The 23,129-nt window shown below is 43.6% G+C and carries 20 protein-coding genes and 1 pseudogene; 13 read left to right on the forward strand and 8 right to left on the reverse strand.

The genetic code is table 11. The features are described from left to right. Nucleotides 1–9 precede the first annotated feature (9 nt). Nucleotides 10–3,393 carry an efflux RND transporter permease subunit gene (locus tag ACFI6L_RS15265; RefSeq protein ID WP_462557561.1) on the forward strand — a complete coding sequence of 1,128 codons (3,384 nt, stop codon included), beginning with the start codon at nucleotides 10–12 and terminating at the stop codon, nucleotides 3,391–3,393. Next, complete coding sequence (locus tag ACFI6L_RS15270) at nucleotides 3,390–6,569, forward strand: efflux RND transporter permease subunit (RefSeq protein ID WP_462557563.1); 3,180 nt, start codon at nucleotides 3,390–3,392, stop codon at nucleotides 6,567–6,569. Before ACFI6L_RS15265 ends, ACFI6L_RS15270 begins: the two co-directional genes overlap by 4 nt. A gap of 125 nt (nucleotides 6,570–6,694) precedes the next feature. Here ACFI6L_RS15270 and ACFI6L_RS15275 read toward each other — a convergent pair whose 3' ends face one another. Together ACFI6L_RS15275 and ACFI6L_RS15280 are read right to left on the reverse strand one after the other, a co-directional pair. Continuing rightward, the gene (locus ACFI6L_RS15275) at nucleotides 6,695–7,039 is read right to left on the reverse strand and encodes a DUF3718 domain-containing protein (protein WP_014976749.1); all 345 of its coding nucleotides are present in this window, start codon (nucleotides 7,037–7,039) and stop codon (nucleotides 6,695–6,697) included. A gap of 417 nt (nucleotides 7,040–7,456) precedes the next feature. Further along, nucleotides 7,457–8,251, reverse strand: coding sequence for a DUF2189 domain-containing protein (locus ACFI6L_RS15280; protein ID WP_462557565.1), 795 nt, complete (start codon nucleotides 8,249–8,251; stop codon nucleotides 7,457–7,459). Nucleotides 8,252–8,523: 272 nt separating this feature from the next. On the opposite strand from ACFI6L_RS15280, the gene ACFI6L_RS15285 reads away from it, so the two are divergent. The 6 genes and pseudogenes from ACFI6L_RS15285 (at nucleotide 8,524) to ACFI6L_RS15310 (ending at nucleotide 14,428) form a co-directional block, all read left to right on the forward strand. Then, nucleotides 8,524–9,744: a pyridoxal phosphate-dependent aminotransferase gene (locus ACFI6L_RS15285; RefSeq protein ID WP_014976750.1), complete on the forward strand. Its 1,221-nt coding sequence runs from the start codon at nucleotides 8,524–8,526 to the stop codon at nucleotides 9,742–9,744. 1 nt (nucleotide 9,745) lies between these two features. Then, nucleotides 9,746–9,979 (forward strand): annotated as a pseudogene (yfbR, locus tag ACFI6L_RS15290) (5'-deoxynucleotidase); the annotation flags it as partial. A gap of 87 nt (nucleotides 9,980–10,066) precedes the next feature. After that, nucleotides 10,067–10,669: a 5'-deoxynucleotidase gene (gene yfbR / locus ACFI6L_RS15295; protein ID WP_462574351.1), complete on the forward strand. Its 603-nt coding sequence runs from the start codon at nucleotides 10,067–10,069 to the stop codon at nucleotides 10,667–10,669. Between the two features lie 310 nt (nucleotides 10,670–10,979). Next, nucleotides 10,980–12,080: an ABC-three component system protein gene (locus tag ACFI6L_RS15300; protein WP_462574353.1), complete on the forward strand. Its 1,101-nt coding sequence runs from the start codon at nucleotides 10,980–10,982 to the stop codon at nucleotides 12,078–12,080. After that, nucleotides 12,073–12,567, forward strand: coding sequence for an ABC-three component system middle component 2 (locus ACFI6L_RS15305; protein ID WP_462574376.1), 495 nt, complete (start codon nucleotides 12,073–12,075; stop codon nucleotides 12,565–12,567). The genes ACFI6L_RS15300 and ACFI6L_RS15305 overlap by 8 nt, the downstream gene beginning before the upstream one ends. 4 nt (nucleotides 12,568–12,571) lie before the next feature. Next, nucleotides 12,572–14,428 carry a hypothetical protein gene (locus tag ACFI6L_RS15310; protein ID WP_462574355.1) on the forward strand — a complete coding sequence of 619 codons (1,857 nt, stop codon included), beginning with the start codon at nucleotides 12,572–12,574 and terminating at the stop codon, nucleotides 14,426–14,428. Nucleotides 14,429–15,214: 786 nt separating this feature from the next. Here ACFI6L_RS15310 and ACFI6L_RS15315 read toward each other — a convergent pair. The 6 genes from ACFI6L_RS15315 to ACFI6L_RS15340 all read right to left on the reverse strand — a co-directional run bounded on the left by ACFI6L_RS15315 (nucleotide 15,215) and on the right by ACFI6L_RS15340 (nucleotide 20,158). After that, a complete protein-coding gene (locus tag ACFI6L_RS15315) occupies nucleotides 15,215–15,913 on the reverse strand; it encodes a toll/interleukin-1 receptor domain-containing protein (protein WP_462574356.1) in 699 nt (232 codons plus the stop codon). Between the two features lie 109 nt (nucleotides 15,914–16,022). Beyond that, nucleotides 16,023–16,565: a YniB family protein gene (locus ACFI6L_RS15320; protein ID WP_462574357.1), complete on the reverse strand. Its 543-nt coding sequence runs from the start codon at nucleotides 16,563–16,565 to the stop codon at nucleotides 16,023–16,025. A 383-nt stretch (nucleotides 16,566–16,948) separates the two neighbouring features. Further along, nucleotides 16,949–18,052, reverse strand: coding sequence for an SAVED domain-containing protein (locus ACFI6L_RS15325; RefSeq protein ID WP_462574358.1), 1,104 nt, complete (start codon nucleotides 18,050–18,052; stop codon nucleotides 16,949–16,951). Continuing rightward, a complete protein-coding gene (locus ACFI6L_RS15330; protein ID WP_462574359.1) occupies nucleotides 18,049–18,540 on the reverse strand; it encodes a hypothetical protein in 492 nt (163 codons plus the stop codon). Before ACFI6L_RS15330 ends, ACFI6L_RS15325 begins: the two co-directional genes overlap by 4 nt. Continuing rightward, nucleotides 18,530–19,780, reverse strand: a complete 1,251-nt coding sequence (locus ACFI6L_RS15335) for a nucleotidyltransferase domain-containing protein (RefSeq protein WP_462574360.1) — start codon at nucleotides 19,778–19,780, stop codon at nucleotides 18,530–18,532. Before ACFI6L_RS15335 ends, ACFI6L_RS15330 begins: the two co-directional genes overlap by 11 nt. Before the next feature lie 12 nt (nucleotides 19,781–19,792). Beyond that, the gene (locus ACFI6L_RS15340; protein WP_423088868.1) at nucleotides 19,793–20,158 is read right to left on the reverse strand and encodes a metal-dependent hydrolase; all 366 of its coding nucleotides are present in this window, start codon (nucleotides 20,156–20,158) and stop codon (nucleotides 19,793–19,795) included. 229 nt (nucleotides 20,159–20,387) lie between these two features. Here ACFI6L_RS15340 and ACFI6L_RS15345 point away from each other — a divergent pair, with 229 nt between their 5' ends. The 5 genes from ACFI6L_RS15345 to ACFI6L_RS15365 all read left to right on the forward strand — a co-directional run bounded on the left by ACFI6L_RS15345 (nucleotide 20,388) and on the right by ACFI6L_RS15365 (nucleotide 22,976). Further along, nucleotides 20,388–20,930 (forward strand): hypothetical protein, encoded by a 543-nt coding sequence (locus tag ACFI6L_RS15345; protein WP_423088869.1) that lies wholly within the window; start codon nucleotides 20,388–20,390, stop codon nucleotides 20,928–20,930. Continuing rightward, nucleotides 20,927–21,358, forward strand: coding sequence for a hypothetical protein (locus ACFI6L_RS15350; RefSeq protein ID WP_462574361.1), 432 nt, complete (start codon nucleotides 20,927–20,929; stop codon nucleotides 21,356–21,358). Before ACFI6L_RS15345 ends, ACFI6L_RS15350 begins: the two co-directional genes overlap by 4 nt. Next, nucleotides 21,339–22,142 carry an ImmA/IrrE family metallo-endopeptidase gene (locus ACFI6L_RS15355; RefSeq protein ID WP_462574362.1) on the forward strand — a complete coding sequence of 268 codons (804 nt, stop codon included), beginning with the start codon at nucleotides 21,339–21,341 and terminating at the stop codon, nucleotides 22,140–22,142. Before ACFI6L_RS15350 ends, ACFI6L_RS15355 begins: the two co-directional genes overlap by 20 nt. Before the next feature lie 207 nt (nucleotides 22,143–22,349). Further along, nucleotides 22,350–22,577, forward strand: a complete 228-nt coding sequence (locus ACFI6L_RS15360) for a hypothetical protein (RefSeq protein ID WP_462574363.1) — start codon at nucleotides 22,350–22,352, stop codon at nucleotides 22,575–22,577. 57 nt (nucleotides 22,578–22,634) lie between these two features. Then, entirely contained in the window at nucleotides 22,635–22,976 is a 342-nt protein-coding gene (locus tag ACFI6L_RS15365) for a hypothetical protein (protein WP_462574365.1), read from the forward strand. The last annotated feature ends 153 nt before the right edge of the window (nucleotides 22,977–23,129 follow it).

A 23,129-nucleotide genomic window follows, 5' to 3' on the forward strand; every position in this document is an offset into this window, starting at 1 on the left:
ACTCACACAATGCGTATTGTAGATATTGCTGTAAAGCGCCCTGTTGCCGTTAGTATGTTCACTTTTGCGGTATTGCTATTTGGTATGGTGTCGTTAGGCAGACTGTCGGTTAACCTACTGCCTGACTTATCTTACCCTACTCTCACCATTCGTACTGACTACGACGGTGCAGCGCCAGGCGAAGTCGAGCAACTGGTTTCAAAACCCATTGAAGAAGCCATTGGCGTAGTAAAAGGCGTACGTAAAGTTACGTCCACATCGCGCGCAGGCCAGTCTGACGTAGTGCTTTCATTTGCATGGGGTACTGATATGGATTTCGCGAGCTTAGAAGTACGCGAGAAACTTGATGTATTACAACTTCCCCTTGATATAGAAAAGCCAAGGCTCCTTCGTTTTAACCCAAGTTTAGACCCAGTAATTAAACTGGGGCTGACGGCACAAAGCGATACGTCAAGTTTAAGCGTAGCGCAAATGAAGCGATTACGTTTGTATGCCGAACAGCAAGTAAAACGAGCTCTAGAATCAGTAGAGGGTGTGGCAGCCGTGCGCGTTGGCGGTGGTTTAGAAAACGAAATACACATTCTTATCGACCAGCAGAAAGCCAGTCAGCTGTCTATTCCCATTACCCGAATTATTGACCGGGTCAGTGCCGAAAACATAAACGCGGCCGGCGGTCGAATTGATAACGCAGCCCAGGCGTTTTTGGTCAGAACCCTGAATCAGTTTGAAACACTGAGTGATATCGAAAACCTTTTCATTGGGCGTTTTGAAGGCAGAAACATTCAACTTAAAGACGTGGCAACGGTTGAGAGTGCTTATAAAGATCGTGATGTGGTAACGCGCTTTAACGGCAATGAAGGCATTGAAATTGCCATTTATAAAGAAGGCGATGCTAATGCGGTTAACGTAGCGCAAAAAGTGGCTAGCCGGTTAAATGAGGTCAACAACAACTTGCCTTCAAACTACACGCTTAGCGAAATTTATGACCAAAGCGTGTTCATTAAGCAAGCTATAGATAACGTAAAATCAGCGGCAGTGATGGGCGGTATTTTAGCCATGTTAGTGCTGTATCTTTTTCTTAAAGACTTCTGGGCTACCGTTATTATCTCGGTTTCTATTCCGGTATCAGTAATTGCTACCTTTAATCTAATGTATGCCAACGATATAAGCTTAAACATGATGAGCTTAGGTGGTATCGCGCTGGCTGTTGGATTATTAGTAGATAACAGCATTGTTGTGCTTGAAAATATCGATCGCCATAAAAAATTAAAAGTGGCTGGGAGTGATAACGCTACAGCTAATGAAAAAACGACGGCAGAAGCCACAGACACTGAGGCATCTGCCGCTAGCGAAGGAACAAAAGAAGTCTCTGGCGCAATTGTGGCTTCGACACTGACCACTATGGCCGTGTTTGTGCCGCTAATATTTGTAGAAGGTATTGCAGGTCAGCTGTTTAAAGATCAAGCGTTAACCGTGTCGTTCGCTTTAGCTGCATCGCTTGTTGTTGCGCTCACACTTATCCCTGCGATGGCACATAAGAAGAAAAAGCAACAGCTAGACCACGAAGATGTGTTTACTACACCAGCGCCTACCCCTCCTACGTCGACGTTTGGCAAAGTTATGTATTACGTTACCCTGCCAGTTCGTTGGGTATTCAGACTTATCTTTGTATTTTTACCTGCAGCCTTGGTCACCTTGGTGATAGGTGCATGGCATATCGTCAGCAAATTATTAAGCGTTGCCTTTAAACCACTTATCTGGGTATTTAACAAAGGGTTTGACCTTCTCGCTTCTGCTTATGAAAAACTGCTGCGCGTAAGTCTTAAAGCCAAAGCGCTGGTGTTAGCTACTGCCTTTATTCTTGCTGCTGGCGCGATAATGCTTGTACCAAAACTAGGTATGGAACTTATTCCTACCCTGTCACAAGGAGAATTTTCGGTAGAAGTGACCCTCCCTGCGGGCTCGCCACTAGCGCGTACCGACGCTATTATCAGCGAGCTTGCTGCGGTTGCAGTAAATAACAATGATGGCGGCGAAACCAAGGTGCTTCGCACCTATGCCATGTCTGGTACGGGAAGCCTTATAAGCGCTGCGCCTAATCAGGGTGGCGATCATTGGGGCCGCTTAAACATTGTCATGCAGCCTACGGCGACAGCTTCCGATATGGACGCGGTAAAGCGTGCCCTTCGCGATCATCTAGCCTTTAAACCTCAGGTTCAGGCAACGTTTTCAGAGCCTGAGCTATTTAGCTTTGCATCGCCTATTCAAATTGAAATTGCGGGTTACGACCTCAATCAATTACAGCAGTATGGCGACGCCATTGCTACCAAGCTAGCCAGTTTTAATAATTTTGCAGACGTAACGACCAGCATTCGTGACGGAAACCCAGAGCTTAAAATAGCCTTCCATCACGCCAAACTTGCTCGCCTTGAGCTTGATGCATCAACCGTTTCTCAGCTTATTGCGGCCAAAGTAGGTGGCCGTGTCGCGACACAGTATAGTGTTGAAGACAGAAAGGTAGATGTGCTGGTAAGAACCCAAGAAAACCAGCGAGATAACATCGCCAGCGTGCGCGCCATTGTTGTTAATCCAGGCTCTGCGCAACCTATTCCATTAAGTGCCGTTGCAGACGTATACATGAGTGTAGGTCCTAGCGAGATCACCCGCGTTGGACAGCAACGTGTAGCGCTGGTATCTGCGAATTTAGCTAAGGGTAAGCTTGATGAAGCAGTTGCCGTTGCTAATAAAGTCATTGCTGAAACCCAACTTCCTCTATCTTTAAGTGCAGAGGTAACCGGACAGAGCGAAGACATGCAAAGCAGCTTCCATTCGCTACAGTTTGCCCTGGCACTTGCAGTGTTTATGGTGTATTTGGTTATGGCGTCACAGTTTGAGTCGTTGCTGCACCCTCTGCTTATTTTGTTCGCAGTGCCGCTAGCCGGTGCTGGTTCTGTGTATGGGTTGTGGCTTACCAATACGCCGCTAAACGTGGTGGTATTTATCGGTTTGATTATGCTGTGCGGTATTGTAGTGAATAACGCTATTGTATTAGTTGACCGTATAAATCAGTTACGCCGCCAAGGAGTAGATAAAGACACTGCTATTCTAGATGCTGCAAAGACCCGCCTGCGCCCTATTGTGATGACTACACTTACTACGGTGTTGGGTCTATTGCCTATGGCGTTTGGTTTTGGTGAAGGTGCTGAAATTCGCACGCCAATGGCCATCACTGTCATTTACGGCCTTCTGTTTGCAAGCTTGCTCACCCTCATTTTACTGCCAGTGCTTTACAGCCTGTTCGACGTGAAGAAAAACGTTGCGCAGAAAACGTCTGTTAATACTAATGCGGGCTTTGGTGACGAAGGAGCAATGTCGAAAGGAGGTGTACTATGAGTACACCTTCTCACAACGCTAATAACAGTTCTGAAACCCACACTGACAAGCGCCAAACACGTGACCCGAATCAACGCGAGACAGACATAGCTCCACAGCCGCACCTTTCAAAAATTGCAGGTTTAGGCGCCTCGCTTGCACGCTTTGCGTTAAATAAGCCCGTTACCATCGGAATGCTGTTTTTGTCTATGTTGCTGTTCGGCATTGTATCTGGCCGCTTATTGCCTTTAGAGAAATTCCCTGGGATTGATATTCCAGAAATGGTAGTGCAGATCCCCTACCCTGATGCAACGCCAGTTGAGATTGAAACCATGATCACCCGCCCGGTTGAAGAGGCCGTTGCTACCATGTCGGGGATAAAGCGATTAAGGGCACGGTCGTACGACAATATGGCTGAGGTCATTGTAGAGTTCGATTGGGATGAAAACCTTAAAGCCAAAAGTATTGAAGCGCGGGAGAAGATTGACGCTATTCGCCACGAACTTCCTGACGATATAGAGCGGATCATGGTGTATAAATTTAACACCAACGATATGCCTATATTTCAGCTTCGCGTATCGAGCGACCGCGACTTATCAAATGCCTACGACTTGCTAGAACGCAACCTTAAGCGACCGCTAGAGCGTGTTCCGGGTGTATCGAAAGTTGAGCTATACGGCACCATGAAGCGTCAAATTACTATTCGCTTAGATCCTAAGAAAATGGCGGCCTACCAAATAGACGGTACACGCTTAGAGCAGCAGCTTCAAAACGCCAACTTCTCGCTAACCGCGGGCTATATGTACAATAACGGTGAAAAAATTCTGGTTAACCCAACTGGCGAATTTACCGATGTAAACGACTTTAAAAATATGTGGGTTACCCGCAGCGTTCGCTTGTCTGATATTGCCAGCGTGACTTACGAGCTTCCTCAACGCAATGAAGGACGTCATTTAGATCGCACCTTTGCGGTAGGCTTTAACGTATTTCGCGAATCGGGCAGCAATCTTGTAGAAGTTTCCGACGCGGTAATGAAGGTTATCGAAAAAGCCAAGGAAGACCCTGAGTTTACAGGCATTAGTTTATTTGTAATGGACGACACCGCGAAAAGCGTGACTTCGTCGCTGAGCGATTTGCTAAACGCAGGCCTTTTAGGTGCGTTACTTTCAGTTATTGTGCTGTACTTATTTTTGCGCCAGCTTACCACCACCTTAATCGTCGTGCTTTCAGTGCCATTCTCAATTTGTATTACCTTAGGTGTGATGTATCTATTAGGTTATACACTCAACATCTTATCGTTAATGGGCCTCATGCTAGCGGTAGGTATGCTGGTAGACAACGCCGTGGTGATCACTGAAAGCGTATTTCAAGAACGCCAACAAGAGGGAGACATTAAGCGAGCCACCCAGATTGGTGTAAACAAAGTCAGTCTTGCGGTCATTGCCGGAACAGCAACCACGGCAATAGTGTTTTTACCTAATATTATTGGGGTAAAAATAGACGTGACTATTTTCTTAGAGCACGTTGCTGTGGCTATCTGTATATCTCTGTTCGCGTCGCTTTTCATTGCTAAAACACTTATTCCCTTGCTGACAACTAAGGTAAAGATCCCTGTTGTAAAAACGCCTCAAACACCGTCCTACATAAAAGGCTATGGTCGTGCGCTTAACTGGATGTTGAAACACCAGGGTGTAACTTGTGTTATTGCTCTGCTTATTCTCGCGTCGACCTTTGTGCCTATGCAGGTGGTAACGTCTGACGATGAGGGTAACGACAACCAAGAGCGCATTTGGCTTAATTACCATGTGACACAAAACTTCACCTTGGATGAAGTGGAAAAAACCGTAAATAAAATGGAAGCATATCTTTATGAAAACCAAGAACGCTTTCATATTAAGCAGGTGTATACCTATTTTACTGCCGGCCATGCGGTAAGTGGTATCACGCTTAATGATGAATTGCCCGTAAGTGTAGGAAAAATCAAGGAGGATATTCGCGAAAACATGCCTTCATTTGTGCGTGCTCGCCCCTCTTTCCAGTGGGATAGCGGCAACGGTGGTGGCGTTAGAGTAACGCTGTTGGGGGAATCTTCAGAAACCTTGCTCACTATTTCAGAGCAAATCATTCCTATTCTTTCCACCATAGATGGGTTGGAAGATGTAAAAGCCGACACGGGATCTACCCGCGATGAGGTTCAAATACGCATAGACAGAGAGAAAGCAAACCGCTTCGGCATACAAGTAAACGATGTGGCTAAACTTATCTCGACGGCACTACGCGGAAGTAATTTACGTACATTCCGCTATGGTGACGCCGGAGAAGTGGCGGTGCAGCTTAAGTTTGGCAGCGATATTCAAGCCTCGCTAAGCGAACTTAAGAACATCAATATTGGGTTTACGCAGGGTCAATCGGTAACGCTGAACATGATTGCAGATTTCTCTGTGGTGCCACAGCTTTCGCAAATTAACCGCAACTATCGTCAAACCGCGCTAGCTATTGGTGCAAACTTAGAGGGTGAAACCACCACCGAACAAGCTCGTGAGCGCATAGAAAAAGCATTAGCTAATATCGAATTGCCGACAGGCTATAAGTGGACGCTAGACGGCAGCTTCTCTCGCCAGGATGAAGCCAATGCCGTAATGCAAATGAATATGCTATTAGCGCTTTGCATGATATACGTTGTGATGGCCGCGCTGTTTGAATCGCTAATTCTTCCAACATCTGTAATTACGTCACTACTGTTTTCCTTCACAGGTGTTTTTTGGGCATTCATGGTTACAGGCACATCTATGTCTATCATGGGGATGATTGGCATGCTGATTCTGATGGGTATTGTGGTTAACAATGGCATCGTATTGGTAGACAGAATTAATCAGCTCATCAATGAAGGTTTGTCGCTGTATGACGCAGTGATTGAAGGATGTATGACACGTATCAGGCCTATTCTGATGACAGTAGCCACTACAGTTCTAGGGCTTATTCCACTTGCGATGGGGAGTACTCGAATTGGCGGCGACGGCCCTCCCTACTCGCCAATGGCCATTGCAATCATTGGTGGGCTGGTGTTCTCAACACTAACCAGCTTGTTCTTAGTACCACTTGCTTACGTGTTGCTACTAAGGCTTAGGTTTAAAACGCAACGTTTGTTTAAAACCAGTAAAGCGCGTGTAGCCACGTATATTAAAATCGCTAATTAAGGCGCATACTTTAAAAAAAGTAAGACAAAAAGCGGGTCTAGTTTTCACCATTTACGTCAACGTGATTGACGATGAGTGCAAGCTAGCCCGCTTTTTCTGGATTTATCGTTACCGCAATCAACGCCTTAGCTACGCGACGTTAAGTATTCATGTACGGCATCAGCGTGACGCTCTACTGAAAACTCAATTAGACTACTGCCATTGCACGTCAACCCTTCTTCAGACGTTACCATACGCAACACTTCACGCTGACTAGCACCAATGCGTCCTACGTTACGTGAAAGACTAGAGCGAAGTACTCTAACGTCATCATTTATCACAGCTTTACAAAACCCTGCGAATTGGGTTTCGCCTACAAAGCGTATGTCTTTTTGTGGTGCTGCGGCAGTTGCGTTAACGCTAAATGCTACGGTTGCAGTTACAGCTAGCACTTTTACCGCGTTGGCTAGTTTCGATTTAACTGGTTTCATGTTTAATTCCTCAATGTGTAGATAAAGGCTTTAATCAAGTTTGTGGCAAACTCTTAGTTTTTGGTTGAACAAAGCTGAACAATCAACAATTCGCTCAACGCCCTTTATTTATGTATCAAGAATCAAAACTTTTCTGTTGAATGATTGTGTAATGGGGGTAAATGTGTGGTAAATCAGTTTGTTACACCATTGTTACTAGGCTAAATCACTGTTTTATCGAGTTTAATTTAGATTACATATTACTAATATATCTAGCGATGGAACTTGTAGGAAGAAAGAAATATAAGAGTTAAGTATAAAAAGGCCCCTTTTGGGGCCTTAAAACTGTAATTTTAACAAAATATATAATGATAAAGCGCATCTAATGTACAGAAAACCTCACCATTTCCGTAATTAAATTACAGAAAGCGTGAGCGATTACTCATATCTGCGTTCGCGCTTAGTTTCAATGGCATCAATATAAGCATGCCATGACGCGTAGCCGATTATAGGCATTAACACGATAAAACCAATAAACCCGGTTACGTAACCAATCGCAACGGTGGTAAAGATGATCGCCCCCCAAATAAGCATGGGAACCTTATTAAGCCATACTGCGTTAACGCTGGTTAATACGGCGGTAGCAAGGTCAACTTTGCGTTCCATCAAAATTGGTTGGGTAAACGCCGTAATGAAAAGCATGGCCAATGTAAAACCCGCACCAACAATTGTGCCTAGCGCTAAAAATGGTAATAAGCTTTCTAAATCGTTTTCGATATAAGGCGGATAAAGTGCATGGATTAGCGATGCAACACGCAACCAGAATATCATCATCACCATAAGTAAAATGGCAAAGCCCCACTCGTTAAACGCATTTCTGCGCATTGCGCGTAAAGAATGGCGTAACGTGGGCTTATGGCCTTTCTCCATTTCCCAGCTTACATCATAAAGACCAGCAGCTAGAAATGGACCTACCAACATAAAGCAAACAATGGCCGGTAGAATGACCAAGTGCCAACCTGTCATTTCAACCAAGTACATAATAAACCACGGAATAACCGCGAAGAGAACGCCATAAAACAATGTGAGACCTGGTGCGCGCATAGCGTCTCGTAATGCCAATGACAACCATTTTATAGGGTCGCCAACGTCTAATTCTTTACAGGGAATAACGCGTGCTATACCACTTTGCGTGATTGCATTCTCTGGTGTTTCTTTGAAATGGTGCGACATATTCTTATCACCTCTGCTTGTTAGCCTGTTTGTTACTAACGCGTTTTTTATACACGCCTTACTACTACGATAGGCGCTGAATGAAAAGTTCACAAGCTATTAACATAAATTTCATACTTAAGTGACAAGCGGATCATTCATCTCGTTATGTGGTCAATAAATAGCCACTTGGTGAAAAAAGTCGTACTTAAAGCGGAAATACTGCAAAAAGGCCATCGCATATGGCATTGTATTGCGATACTCTCAGGGTATGTAAATCAACCAGATAGACCATGAAAACTGTATCTCGCTCACATAAATTAGATAACGTTTGTTACGACATTAGAGGCCCAATCGCTGCGCAAGCACGCAAAATGGAAGACGAAGGACACCGCATATTAAAGCTGAATATCGGTAACCCTGCCCCATTTGGATTTGAAGCCCCTGACGATATCGTAAAAGACGTTATTCATAACCTGCCTACGTCTCAAGGATATTCAGACTCGACAGGAATTTATGCTGCCCGTGTGGCCGTGATGCAGTACTACCAGCAGCGCAACATTAAAGACATCCGTGTAGACGACGTTTATATTGGTAACGGCGTATCTGAGTTAATTATGATGGCAATGCAGGCGCTACTTAATCATGGCGATGAAGTGCTTATTCCAAGCCCTGACTACCCGCTTTGGACAGCAGCAGTTAGCCTCTCGTCAGGTTCACCCGTTCATTATCGCTGCGACGAGCAAGCAGGCTGGTTCCCAGATATTGACGACATAAAAAGTAAAATCACCAGTAAAACTCGCGCGATCGTACTGATCAACCCTAACAACCCAACCGGCGCAGTTTACGACAAAGCCCTTTTACAAGATGTGGTTGAAGTCGCCCGCGAACACGGACTTGTTGTATTTAGCGACGAGATTTACGACAAAATTCTTTACGATGAAGCAAAACACACCAGTATTGCTTCACTGGCTGACGATGTTTTTTTTGTTACCTTTGGCGGTTTAAGCAAAAACTACCGTGTGGCGGGCTTCCGCTCTGGCTGGCTTGTAGTCAGCGGCAATAAGCGATTAGCGTCTGACTATATTGAAGGGCTTAATATTCTGTCTTCCATGCGGATGTGCGCTAACGTACCGTGTCAAAGTGCTATTCAAACTGCGTTAGGCGGCTATCAAAGCATTGACGACTTGGTGAAAGAAAACGGGCGTCTTCGCATTCAGCGCGACGTGACTACAGATATGCTAAACGGCATTGACGGTATTTCGTGCGTTAAACCTAAAGGTGCCATGTATTGTTTCGCTAAAGTGGACGAGAAGAAATTTAACATTCAAAACGACGAACAAATGGTGCTGGACTTATTAAGCTCTGAAAAAATTCTGCTGGTACATGGTCGCGCGTTTAACCTTACTGAAGGCACGTATTTCAGATTAGTATTTTTACCGCACAGCGATGTATTGGTGCCTGCTCTGCATCGTATTGGCAACTTCTTTAGAACGTATAAGCAAGGGGCGTAATGTGTCTGATAAAAGTCACTTTTTTGCGCACCTGGCGCGCTTAAAGCTTATTAATCGCTGGCCGCTAATGCACAACGTGCGCACAGAAAATGTGCAGGAGCACAGTTTGCAGGTGGCCATGGTTGCCCACGCACTTGCTTTAATAAAAAATAAGTTTTTTGGCGGCACACTAAACCCTGATCGTATTGCTACCATGGCAATATTTCACGACGTGTCGGAGGTACTCACCGGAGATTAATTCTTATTTGTTAAGTTCTGTTCATTTAACAGTTAATTCTTATTCCACAAAAAATGTACACCATTAATTATTAGTAGAGCGTTTATGAAACAAAGTACCTTCTTAGCTTGGATTTTACGTATGCCATTGATAAAAAGATGGGCATTGATGCATACGGTAAAGCGTGAAAACATTGCAGAACACTCTCATCAGGTAGCAGTAATTGCGCATCTACTTGCAGTAATAAAGAAAGAAGTTTTCGGAGGTTCACTTTCACCAGAGAAAGCAGCAACCATTGCACTCTATCACGAGATATCTGAATCCAAATTGCAAGACATTAACCATGTAACCAAATATCACAACCCAGAAATAACCAGAGAGTTTAAAAAGTTAGAAAAAATCTCAGAACAAGAATGTCTTGCGTCATTACCCAAAGAGTTACAACAGCCATTTGCTAAATTGCTCGTCCAAGACGACGTCGATCCAGACTACAAACGCTTAGTTAAGGCAGCAGATATTATTTCAGCGTATTTGAAAGCAAACGATGAAATTCGCTTTGGTAATGCCGAGTTCAACTCGGTTAAAGATAGACTTGCAAAAATGTTGGCTGAATTCGAACAAGATATGCCGGAAGTTCGATATTTCCTGGATACTTTTGAGCGTAATTGTTTGGCAAGTGTAGATGAACTGACAGAGCAAGATACTTGACATTACTGCTATGGCCACATAACAAAAATCAGTTAATTAGTACTGATTTGTACTGTGGATCAGACACAACTTCATCTGACACTATTCTTTACAGAGCGTCACTAAATCGGTTCGTCAGTTCAGGCCAGTAGCAGCCGTTGGAACAGAATAAATAAAATGGCCGCTGTGTTAAGCAGACATATTGGAACTTGTCTGATAATCTAAATTTAGGTCAGTTTTCGGATCAAAGCGGACATAATTAGCTAAACTGCTATCGGGGTTTGAAACAGAATTAAAGGACGTTTAAATCAAACATTGATTTCGGAAAATAATGGAAGAAGATAATTTTAAAGAGCTCGCTCCCAATCCTCAGAAAGGGTCATATAGTTCTACTCATGTGATTTCAGGCATACCTGTCCCGAAAACGCAGCGCGTGCAGTTATTTGGTGCAGAAGAGTGGGAGGAATTTACTGAGGAATGGGCATCATCTCTTCAAAATTCATATCATAGCGTTAAACGCTTTGCCGGGGCTGGCGACAAAGGGCTGGACGTTGTGGGTTTTATTTTTTCCAACCAATTTAATGATGGGTGGGATAACTATCAGTGTAAGTTTTATGATAAACCTTTAGCGCCTTCCGATGTCTGGGTCGAGTTCGCCAAGATTATTTACTTTACTTATAGCGGTGAATACACACCACCACGGAAATACTACTTTGTTGCGCCGAAACAAATTGGTACAAAACTAGGCAAGTTACTTGCTAATGCTTCGAATTTGAAAGAAGAGCTCAGAAAGAATTGGGAGAAATATTGCGAGGAAGGCATAACCTCCACGGGAAAAATAAAACTCGAGGGTGCTCTTCTTGATCACTTTGATGGTTTTGACTTCACAATATTTGATTCAGTTTCCTTAGTTAAAATGGTTGAACAGCATGCTTCCACTCCTTTTCATGCTGTGAGGTTTGGTGGAGGGCTTGGTGTCCGTCCCGAACCAGAAATTCCACCGGAGAATACGGTGTCACTGGATCACCGTTATGTAAGGCAGCTTCTTAGCGTATATGCGCAATCCATTGGTCAAGGCCCGCAATCGCCCGATCTTTCTCTATTAGACAATAATGATGCCTTGCGCAAAAACTTTCGAAGGCAACGCGAGCGTTTTTACCATGCGGAATCATTACGCAACTTTTCTCGAGATACTGTTCCACCAGGAATTTACGAAGCTCTCCAAGACGATATTTTTGATGGCGTTGTGGAAGTGTGTGAGTCCCAGAACGACTGTGGTATGGATCGTTTAAACGCTACGATGAGTCAGGCCGTTAGTGTTAATGTTGACTCAAGCCCACTCGCCAGTGTTACTCGCCCGCGGGACAAACAAGGGATGTGTCACCAACTTGTAAATGACAGTCGCTTGAATTGGAGTGAGCACGATGATTGACGAGCGCCAACGAAATGTCACTGTATTTAACAGTACCCTTGAGACGGGGATTCGCTCACTGGTCATTCTTACCGCTAATTATCCCACCGCTTTGGATTTGCAGCGCCTAGTCGACTTTGACTATTTGGTCGTCCATTCGGGCGATGTTGATGGGCCGGAGAGTCTCCATCCTCCTCTTCCTATGAGAGAAGGAGAGCTTCTTGTTAGGCGAAAGATTATTGAATCAGGTCTTTCTTTGATGATGAGCCGTGGGCTAGTCTCCAGGATAGCAGGCGTAGAAGGAATTTTTTATCAGGCCAGTGACTACGCCAAGCCATTTGTCGACTCATTGGCTACACCATATATACGTTCATTGATAGATAGAGCAGATTGGGTTGCTACAGCCTTTGGCAATATCGACACAAAAGAGCTTCATTATTTAATTAGCAGCTTTTTTGATAAATGGACGACCCAATTCCATCATTCACGAGGTTTGGAAGGCAGCTAACAAGATGAATGAATCAATTCTAATAAAAAATATATGCTTTTTGGGTACAAAGGTAGATCCTGCTTTTATTTCTTTTGATCAAAGCCTCAGCGTTGTATGCGGCGCATCTGATACTGGAAAATCCTTTCTTGTAGAGGCTATCGATTTCCTGCTTGGAGGCAAGGAACTACGAGGAATTCCAGAGCTTAATGGATATGACAAAGCCCGTATTACCATCGAATCCTCGGAAAAAGGCCTTTGGACATTCGAACGTAGTATAGAGGGTGGTAACTATCGAATATTTGAAGGGAATATTGAAACTGCGACTGATGCTAGAGAAAGCGGTACGATAAAGATGAAACACGCAGCTGGCAAGGAGGACAATATTTCTGGCTGGCTCCTTAGCGCTATAGGTATGCTTAGCAAATATATTCGAAAGAACGCAAATGGTGATTGTCGATCTTTAAGTTTTCGTGATGTTGCCCGGCTAATTATAGTGAACGAGCAAGAAGTTATCCGCCAGGATTCTCCTTTCTTAACAGGTCAATATGTTTCCAAAACTGCCGAAAAATCCACTTTGAAATTCATGCTTACGGGGTCTGATGATAGTGCCATAGTGTCCGTCGATGCTCGTAAGACTTCAGAATCTAATGATCAAGCTAAAGCTGAGCTGCTCGAAGAATGGATAGCTGATGCAGAGGATGAAATTACCGAGCATGGTTTTGCGCGTGAGGAGCTGGAGGAGCAACTCGATAAGCTTAATAAGTCGATTTTGTCTAGTAGAGAACAGCTTCAATTGGCGCAGTCTCAGCTCAGTGAAATGACGACCCAAAGGCGGGAAATTGTTAACAACCGTGAATCCATTAAGGATAGGATAGATGACATAGCCAACATGCTGGAACGATTTTCGTTGCTAAGGATTCAGTATATAACCGACTTGCATCGGTTAATGGCTATTGAAGAATCCGGCTCACTTTTTGTGCACCAAGAACGAGTACCTTGTCCGCTTTGTGGCGCATCTCCCGAAAATCAACACAGTGGCGAAGAGTGCGATGGTGATGTTGAGTCGATAGTTATCGCTGCGGTAGCAGAAATGGAAAAGATAAAGCGGCTTGCAAGTGATCTTGATTCTACAGTTTCAGCATTGAGAGATGAGTCAGGCCGTCTATCTGAAGAATTGATTGTGATCGAGGGCCAATTCAACAGCGTGGATAATGAAATTAAAAGCGCCATTGCTCAAGAATTGTCAGATGTACAATATGAGTACTCCGAGTTTGTAGATACCCGAAGCAAAGTTGTTTCGTGCCTTTCGCTCTTTGCTAAGTTAGACAAACTTCTTGCGCAAAGAGAAGAACTATTTGGAGATAAAGAGGAAGGAGAAGGCGTTGAACAAAAAATTGCAACGAAGTTGTCTACGCAAGTATTGCATGATTTTTCTAAAACAGTAGAAAGAATACTTGAGGCGTGGGACTTCCCGGATACAGGTAGTGTTTATTTTGATGAAACAACAATGGACTTTGTTATCAATGGCAAGCTTCGCGGCAACAGGGGCAAGGGTCTCAGAGCAATTACACACGCCGCCGCCACTTTAGGATTACTGGAGTTTTGTAAAGAGCGAGCTCTCCCTCACCCGGGGATTGTTGTCCTTGATTCACCTTTGCTCGCGTACTATAAGCCTGAGGGAGATGGCGATAGCCTTCAAGGCTCTGCACTTAAGCAAAAATTCTATAAATATTTGATCGAAGAGCATTCTGATAGTCAAGTCATTATAGTCGAAAACGAGCACCCTCCAGAAGCCTTTGAGGGGCAACTCGGGCTGACGGTATTTACCAAGAACCCTAAACATGGTCGTTTCGGCCTCTTCCCTCCGAAAGAAAGCTAGGAGCAAATATAAGTAACAAGGACTCCAACCAACTGGCACATGGCAGAAACGCAGTGATATCAGCCTGTTCGTCCTTGTCTAAAACGGTAGTTCATACTATCAGTGATGACTGTCTGATTTGGTCTATATCAAAATCCAAAACAGTCAAATCGTATATGAGTCTATACTGGTACTGCTGATCCACAGTACCACCAAGTTCTCTATATTGAACCCAAAGCTTTGCACATGACCAAAGGAAGACCACTTTTCTCCTTTATCATACCCTGACATCTTTTCATTTTGGCCAATAAGAAAATTCAACTCCAACACTAGAGCCAGATAGCCCGTGGAAATATCGTAATTAGAATCTTTTTCAGACAGTCTTCAAGTTCACTCTTACTGCTACTATCTCTCTCAACAGAAATGGATACTAAGCTGTTTCCATTGTGTGTAACAAACCCATCATCAAACCCTGCTTCATAAAGACGATTATCTATCTCATCCATGCTAAGAGATGCGTCTCCAACATTGAACCGAATTGTGATCTTATGCGATGGCATTTATTCACCAATTTCAAACCTAATACATACTAATAATTATATCCCAACTTCGTGTGGGGTTAACATGTCATCATAGCCTGCTTTAGAAACAGCTTCGAGCTCAACTTCTAGAATTTTTGCCACGAGCCACTCCGTCACTTTTAAGCTCTTTCACAATTGATGTTTGTAACTTCAAGAGCTCTTTTGCATCTATTTGCTTGAGGTTCATTCAAGTCCATTTTGAAGTTAAAAAACGCACTGCACCACATTAAATTGCTACCAACTCGGCGACCTTTTCAGCTATCTCGGCCATTGAATCTTCAGAGGAGTCTAAGCCAGATCTTGACGCCAGTAATGGACTCACATTGCGAAGAGCTTCGTAGGTTGTGTTGTGGACGATAGGAACTAGTCTATTCCCTGCTAGTAAAGCAGATAGTTCTTTATCAGCGACGCTCTCTTTTGGAAGACGCTCTAACATTGCTGGAGTAACCAGAACAAGTCCTACTTTTGAATTTGCTAAGCCCTTATCAATGGCTCTCATCATCGGAACACCCAGACCAAGGTCTTTTTCACTGAACCAGACTTTTACACCGGCAGCTTCTAGTAAATCGTGCAACTCCTTAGCCGAATCCTTCCTGTCGGCCCAAGCATGACATAAAAATGCATCTCGAATATCAGGTTCTACGGCAGCTTTAATTTCAACTGCGTCTCTAATCGGGGTTAATGATTGAATTTGAGACGAAGTATAAGAAACCGAAGAACTCGATTTAGACCAGCGTGGCCTTGAACTTCTGGAATTACTTCCACCAATATTAGATGAAGAACTAGTCGTACCAGAGTACGACGTATATGACGGGCTATAACTGCTATAGCCGCCGTACCCACGATGCTTATAGCGGCATGCTGGACAACTTGCTGCGGCTGCCGCAGAACTATGCCCTCTTACCGGAGCAGTACATCTTGCCATGATATTTCTCCTTATTTTGAATATAGTTACAATATGTTTATAAAGAGCAATTAACACCTTTTTCTACTGCCCTTATGCTCTTTTTTACTTTGAATTTCCCAATTGCGGCTCAAACACCCGCTAATTTCAGGAATACACCGCCAACAACAGCCACAACAATTGGAGCAAGGTATAATTGGTGAAATTGTGAGAAGATGGTCGAAGGCGGCACTTCAATCGACTCTTCGATTTGCTGTCGATTTCGGCCTCCACCTTCACTTATTGACTCAGCAATAAGTTGATCTTCAATTTTTTGATTAATCTTTCTCAAGCGACGATTTAACCTGCCACCAGAAGAGTAAAACGCCAGGCCAACAAAAAACAAAAGATAAACAGCTAAAAAGTAAGCATTCTGCCTGCTCATCAAATCGTTCAATATAGGCGTTGGAGAGTGTTGCCAAAACAAGACCAGGGCCTGGGTATTCTCATATACTAGTGAGACTAGCTGTTTAAACGGCCTCGCAATAGCAGATCCCATTGCAGTGCCGTCTTCCAAACGGAAATACAACATTTTCAGCATTGAGATAATGGTAGATGTGATCGCCGGTAAGGCAATGAGGACACCAATAATCTTGTAAGTCCATACTTTCGATTTAGCTTCGTGGAAATTCACGCGACTCTCCTTTCAATGATTAACAACTTCTTACGCTTCCCTGAGAGCGCAATGTTTGACGATTTTTTAGAGGATGAAAAAATGAGACGGCTTACGCAGTCCCACTTTATTACCGTTTTTTATTTGACTGATATAACAAAGACGCAGCCAGAGACTTTGTCTTACCACTGTACTTGTCACTTTGCATAACAGCAGAGGCAACCCCCTCCATTTCAGCGCCAGTCTGATGTGAAGAGCTGGCTTGACTTAGAACAGAACCAGCTAAGGTTTTCTGGATTTGTGATGAGCCACTATCCGTCAAAACAGACGAAGCCAATGATGCCAACGTGGATGAGCTTTATTTCTTATTAGTCATAATTGACTCCTTCTTTTTCGATTTAACATCAAGCAACATGCTTGAATTCGGTTTGAACAACTTCAACGGTCTTTCCATCTTCATGCGGTATTTGAACGCACCACGGATATCTGACAGCTTGGTGTCGCTCATACTGATGCACTGAAACGCTTGGCAGATTGCGCTTGTCATAAGACTGGCCGAATCTGAAGGCAATACTATTTTGTGAGGCTAACACTAGGTGTATGTGCTCTACGTCCAGAGCCAGCAGCTTTTTACAATATTCAAAGAACTCTCCGCTAAGACGATCTTGTTTTGCTTTTGACCAGTGGTTGTTTCTGTCGAGTGTAGGCAAAGATAAGTAATGAACTGGTAGGCCAGCGAAAACGCTGGCGATTGACTGTCTATCAACGGGATATGACACTGATACAGCCAGCACAACTGACTTGCCGATTGCTGGCGTCTGTTCGACGATGAATTTTTCACCGTCATCAATTTCATCTAAATCACGCCAGTCCCCGATATCGCGGTCCCAGTCTTGAATTGTGATACGACTTTCATCATCTAGCAGGTAGCCCGTATAAAATGTAAAGGGAACCGGAAATACACCACCATAAGCAATTGAGATATCTGAGGCTGCCGACTGCGCCGTTTTTTCAGCGAGGCTCAACTTTAGATTATTAACCTTGGCTAACGCCAAATCAGGTCTACTGATCACGTTCTCGGTAACCCGTTCACGTATATCTTGGACGATTGAATCGACTTGCCATGTGCATTTATTTTTGATGAATTCACTCAGCGGAGAATCAGACGTATCGACCAACCCTCGTTGCTCAATAACGACGGTCTTCTTTTTCTCATTCCGTTTCTTTTCATCTCTATGACGCTGGTACTCCCACACCGTCCCTAGGACCGTCAGCAAAATTCCGACAACAAAACCGATATTAAGGATGAGCTGTGTCGTACTCGATGATTGATAGCCAAATGCCAGAGTTCTTGCAGCATCTGAGTAAGATAGCGATACGCCCCAGCTTCCAAATAGAGTCATGGACAAAAGCACACCGCCAGTTCTGAAAACAATCAGCGCAGATGAGCGCCTTCTAAAAAACCAATCTGCGGCTTTTTCAATAAAGTAACTGATAGCTTTTTTCATCTTTCGCTCCCATCATTTTCATTATGTTCGACACCGCCACCGTCCCACTTGCCGCTCGCCAGCCAAAACTCAAAATAAAGCAACCACATCGACGCCCACGGTAAGATTGTATCTGCCAAGAACATGGTGGGCTGCCATTCGCTGACTTTGTTTTTTTGTTTGATAACGGGTAAAAACAGGCAGAGATGTGTTCCTCTGATACCCGTTTGGTTTTGGTAGATGTGAGGTATTTTCTCGCCTTCAGCCAAAGCAGTTAGATCAGGGGATTTAACAACGCAGACAGGAGGATGGCTAAGCGTATATCGAATGACCACCTGATACTCTCTTGAAACCGGGGTCGGCTGTAGAGTTCCTTCCCACTGTACCGTTTTATCATTGTCTAAGATCTCAACTTTTCCCGGACAATATTTCTTCAAAGCCAGATATTGGTCGCGTATCCCAACTACAGGATTTTCCAAACGCTTCAAAAACGCTCTGTCAGTCGCCATAGAATTGGTTTCCTTTCACTGGCACCACTGGGGTGACGACACGTGAAGCAGCGTTCGCTTTTCCGGCGACGGCTGTCGTTATTGCGCCAGTCCCAAGGGCGACACCTAAGTTTCCGTTGCTTCTATTCGCATTAACCGTTTCGATGATCCGGTCTTTCGCGGCGACGACAGGACGTTCACCAAAAGCTCCCGACAAAGCAGTGAACACGGTATCTATACCTTGATTGTTTGCACTCGCTAAATGCTCAAACGTGTCAACGGCTGCACTATGCCAAGCGTAAAAGGCGTTGCGGTATTTCTGTCCCTCTTGTCCTTCAACTCGATTCCACTTCTCAGCGTAATTTTCGGGTTTCATTGTCGGGTTTGTGATGAGAACTTCATCAAAATTGGTCTCAATGTGATGCGGCATCAGCTCGATAACATCCAAGATCAAATCAAACTCGTTGTCGTACGCCTTACCGGACTTTACAACTTCAACATAGGCCAGACTGGCAAGCATTGTGATGATCACCGAAATGGGACGAAAATCGGCGTGTATGTTGTCGTATTGTTGAGACCAAACATCGCGATGACGTTTTAAAATTTGAGTAATCCGATTAAGCGGTTTCTTTTTTGACTGGTCTGGCAATTCGGTTACAGAGCGGTTGGACAATGCCTCCATAAACACATGCGCTTTGCGTATGACAGGTAACATGGAACAGGCTTTATCAAACCCCTGAGCCATACCCTCAGGATTCGACTCTTTAAAACCAGTCCGCTTATCTACTACCCAAAGCGGATGGCCTTGCAATCCCGGCAAGTCATACCCTTTTGCTGGCGTGATATCTAAGTGATAATCGCCTTTGTAGTTGATGCGTAGTCCTCTAGGCAGGTCTTCTACCAACTCTTCATATACATCGTTGTCCAACAGATGCCGTTTGACCACGCTGACGATTTCGTCCCGTGTTACATAAGCTGCGTTGGGCAAAAACAGAATGAGATCAACATCAAACTCTTCTTGGCCCAAGGGCTTATTCGTGGTCCGAAGTCGCATAGATCCCTGAGGGTATATCTGTGCTCCTTCCAGCAACGGATGGTCACAACTTGCTAAGTAACTACCTACGGCGTTATAGGCCGTTTCAATGCGCTCTCGTTGGGTTTTAGTCAAGTCGAGATTGTCGAACACTGAGTCCAACATCTCCACCAACATGGATTTCTTCTGCTCGCTTAGAGCACGGGCATTGCTAAATAGTGAACTCATAGCCTAACTCCATCATAATTTACCAACTAAAGGTAAACCCTTTGGCGTTGATGCATCACAAATTAAGTGGCTAAGGTAAGCTCCGCCACCAATTAACATCAGCCCCCTGAGAAATTTTTCAAATGGATCTTCAGGCGACCACCGATACGCTTTAAGTAATCCAGCAGAAAGCAACGTCAACACAGCTATACCGTGGAAAAACTGCCGATGATTGGGATGCAATGCAGGTTCTAAAATATCGGGCAGTCTTCCCATGAAGGCACCTAAAGCAGGAGCAACTGCAACATTGTGGCTGGCTGGATGCTTGTTGTTATCTAGTAATGCGGCAGTTAAACCTACTCCAGCACCAACCAACATATGCGTCTTGGCGTTTGGCATATATTTTTATCCTTATTAATTCGGTAATATCTAATTATTCAATTCGGCCTTATTATTTAAGGCCGAGCGTTGGTCAGAAACTGGACATTGTTGAGAAAATTTCTTTTGTCCTGTTTAATTCGGTAACATCCAAACGCGCAGTTTTGCCCTATATCTAATAAGGCGGAACTCAGTTAAAAAACTGGACAATGTCCAGAAATTATTTTTTGTCCGTCTAAGGGAGTAGCAAATGAAGGACTACGACTACTACACGGTCGATGAGATCTTGCAGGCGTTAGAGTCAAACACTGACGATGTGCTTACAAAAGCAGTTATCTGGTCGAAACGCATTGTTAGAAAATCAGGACTCGCAATCGAAGCTGAAGAAGTGTTTAACGAAGCATTGTTGCGAATTCTTGAAGATGATCGGCATGTACCAAAAGATATCCCCCTTACAGTTACCATTTGTAATGTGATTCGGAGTATCTGCAATGGAATGGCTGAACGGAATCAAGAAAAGATTTTCAAACACGCAGAATCAATTGATGAATATGAAGAAGTTGATAACGTCCAGAGCATTGAGGATGACGGCATTGCCGACCCACGATGGACAGTATTGATGAATAACTTCAGTCAGGATGATGTCGCGATACGTTTTTTGGCTGCCACGCAAGAAGGCCAACATAAGTCAGAAATCGTAGAGTCAGTATTTGCTGGTGATGAAAAAGCCTATGATACGACGCGTAGGCGCATCGTAAGAAACGGACAAAAATACCTTAAGGAGGCTGGATGATGGCTAACAAAGAGATGAACAATTTACTCGACGACATCATGATCGAGAAAATTGCCAGTGCTTCCGTTAGTGAGCTTATGGCTGAATACAATATAACGGCTGATGAGATCCAAACCACTCAATCTCGATTTCTAGACAGTGTGAAAAAGCACAAACAACAACTAAAAAAGAACAGATTGAAAGATGCCAGAGTACAATTAGAAGCGGAAAAGAAAAAGCACGATGCCGTGGACGTTGCAGCGTTTTTAGCAAAAAAAGGGAAAGACGCAAAAGCAATCCTGATTGATTTACTCAAACAGCAAAAGCTACCAGAAAACCTTACTGTCGCGCATAGAGAAGGTACAGAATTCACGGATGAAGATGCGAATCAAATAATCGCAAACCTTATAGCTATGGGAGTAATCGACGTTGACGATAAAGGCGATTAAGGATTTTGTCGAATCGTTATATATTGACGAATTTGCGATATCAGATGCAAAAGAAATAGATATAGAAGCTATAGCATTTGAACAACAAGCTATTGTTCTAGAGAAGCCACTCAACGGCTGTGAAGCAATGATAATTGGTGCAGGTGACAGAGCGACGATTACTGTAAACTCTGGAAGCGACGCGCCAAGAAAACGGTTTTCTGTCGGCCATGAGCTGGGCCATTGGTTTAAAGATCGCGGAAAAGTAGGCAACTTATGTACCCACAAAGATATGGAAAACCCCAGTGGAATATCACGCAATCGTGAAAATGTGGCCAATAGCTACGCGTCCGAGCTATTGGTCCCCTCCTATTTGTTAAAGGAACATCTGACAGGAAGTCGTTTCAATCTAGACTTGATGAGTTCCGTTAAAACCACTTTCGACACTAGCTTCATGATGACCTTACGTCGCGTGGTTAAAAGTGATCACCATATGGGATGCTTTGTCATATACCGCAAAGACGGAAGCAGGTATCTGTTTGATAAAAACAGTCAATTACCTGGATGCTTTTACCCAAGAGATAGAGTTCCTGAGGGTTCAAAGATCTATGACTTGATTGTCAACGGCGTAAGTTCTGGCCCCGGTGAGGTAGATGGCAATGTATGGTGCCGTGAAGGTTGGGCAGATGATGCGACGGTTTACGAACATGCCTTTCATTACCATGACGACCAGTTTGTGAGCTTGGTCTGGTGGGAAGATGAAGAGCCAATTTGGCAATGCATAAGCAATCGTGAGAATTATTAATCATGGATTATGGAGCAACCATGAAGTTGTGCTTAATTGATAACTGATGGGGTTCTAAGCAGTATATAATTAACATACGAAACAACTTGAATAGGTTAGACAAAAAAGCAACCACATAGCGTAGGCGATATATTAAAACGAGACTTTCTAAAACAAATAGGAATTGCAATATAATAGAAGCTGAACGCTATAAAAACAGGTTAAGATATGATTGTAACTGTTGGTAAAAACGGGGCGATTCCCCTTCCACCAGACGAAGATTTCAGTGCAGAAAACAAATTGAAAATTGGTGACATCCTGCTTTTTACACTTATGAAAGATAAACGCTCTATTAAGCTTGAAAAATTTTCAGATCAATCTTTAAATGATGAACAAATTAAAGCTCACGGCAATTTATGTCGTGTAGAAGAACTTAACCCTGAAGATTTTGAGTGATTTATTCTGACCTTTTCCAAAGGTAGCTACCAAAGATGATTGATTCCAGGGGTAACAATGTCAGACTGTCAGAAGTTAAATGTTGATGCTTTGATAGATGGTTCTAATTCTATTGATGACGACCAAAGTGGTTACTTCATTTGCGTCCCAAATGATAAGGTTGCGTTGCATCCTGCTAGGTATTTTGAGCAATTTTTTTTACTTAAATCCATAGTTAACGGTGCAAATGAAAAAGACATCATTAGACGTTTATCTCTGACTGAAAGGCAATTAACTGATTTCCTCGGTGAAGAGCTTCATATTACAAACGATTTAGCAAAAAAACTAGAATCATTGTCAGGAATATCTTGTGACTTTTGGTTACGAGCACAATCGAAATTCGACAATACTAAAAACTAAACCACTGATTAAAACTCATCCTATTTACCCTACAGTCCAGGCCCTTAAAAACACCTTTGGCTTTAAAAAATCCTCTGTAAAACACGTTATATGTAACACTTAAATATAATTATATTTAGAACCTTTATCTACCTCAGAATCCGAGCGTTACAT

The sequence above is a fragment of the Alteromonas sp. G4i35 genome, from assembly GCF_054960375.1.

Bases quoted from the DNA above. Each gene is read 5' to 3' on its own strand.
- ACFI6L_RS15265 (WP_462557561.1), top strand. From the start codon at position 10: ATGCGTATTGTAGATATTGCTGTAAAGCGCCCTGTTGCCGTTAGTATG.
- ACFI6L_RS15270 (WP_462557563.1), top strand. From the start codon at position 3,390: ATGAGTACACCTTCTCACAACGCTAATAACAGTTCTGAAACCCACACT.
- ACFI6L_RS15275 (WP_014976749.1), bottom strand. From the start codon at position 7,039: ATGAAACCAGTTAAATCGAAACTAGCCAACGCGGTAAAAGTGCTAGCT.
- ACFI6L_RS15280 (WP_462557565.1), bottom strand. From the start codon at position 8,251: ATGTCGCACCATTTCAAAGAAACACCAGAGAATGCAATCACGCAAAGT.
- ACFI6L_RS15285 (WP_014976750.1), top strand. From the start codon at position 8,524: ATGAAAACTGTATCTCGCTCACATAAATTAGATAACGTTTGTTACGAC.
- yfbR (WP_462574351.1), top strand. From the start codon at position 10,067: ATGAAACAAAGTACCTTCTTAGCTTGGATTTTACGTATGCCATTGATA.
- ACFI6L_RS15300 (WP_462574353.1), top strand. From the start codon at position 10,980: ATGGAAGAAGATAATTTTAAAGAGCTCGCTCCCAATCCTCAGAAAGGG.
- ACFI6L_RS15305 (WP_462574376.1), top strand. From the start codon at position 12,073: ATGATTGACGAGCGCCAACGAAATGTCACTGTATTTAACAGTACCCTT.
- ACFI6L_RS15310 (WP_462574355.1), top strand. From the start codon at position 12,572: ATGAATGAATCAATTCTAATAAAAAATATATGCTTTTTGGGTACAAAG.
- ACFI6L_RS15315 (WP_462574356.1), bottom strand. From the start codon at position 15,913: ATGGCAAGATGTACTGCTCCGGTAAGAGGGCATAGTTCTGCGGCAGCC.
- ACFI6L_RS15325 (WP_462574358.1), bottom strand. From the start codon at position 18,052: ATGAAAAAAGCTATCAGTTACTTTATTGAAAAAGCCGCAGATTGGTTT.
- ACFI6L_RS15330 (WP_462574359.1), bottom strand. From the start codon at position 18,540: ATGGCGACTGACAGAGCGTTTTTGAAGCGTTTGGAAAATCCTGTAGTT.
- ACFI6L_RS15335 (WP_462574360.1), bottom strand. From the start codon at position 19,780: ATGAGTTCACTATTTAGCAATGCCCGTGCTCTAAGCGAGCAGAAGAAA.
- ACFI6L_RS15340 (WP_423088868.1), bottom strand. From the start codon at position 20,158: ATGCCAAACGCCAAGACGCATATGTTGGTTGGTGCTGGAGTAGGTTTA.
- ACFI6L_RS15345 (WP_423088869.1), top strand. From the start codon at position 20,388: ATGAAGGACTACGACTACTACACGGTCGATGAGATCTTGCAGGCGTTA.
- ACFI6L_RS15350 (WP_462574361.1), top strand. From the start codon at position 20,927: ATGATGGCTAACAAAGAGATGAACAATTTACTCGACGACATCATGATC.
- ACFI6L_RS15360 (WP_462574363.1), top strand. From the start codon at position 22,350: ATGATTGTAACTGTTGGTAAAAACGGGGCGATTCCCCTTCCACCAGAC.
- ACFI6L_RS15365 (WP_462574365.1), top strand. From the start codon at position 22,635: ATGTCAGACTGTCAGAAGTTAAATGTTGATGCTTTGATAGATGGTTCT.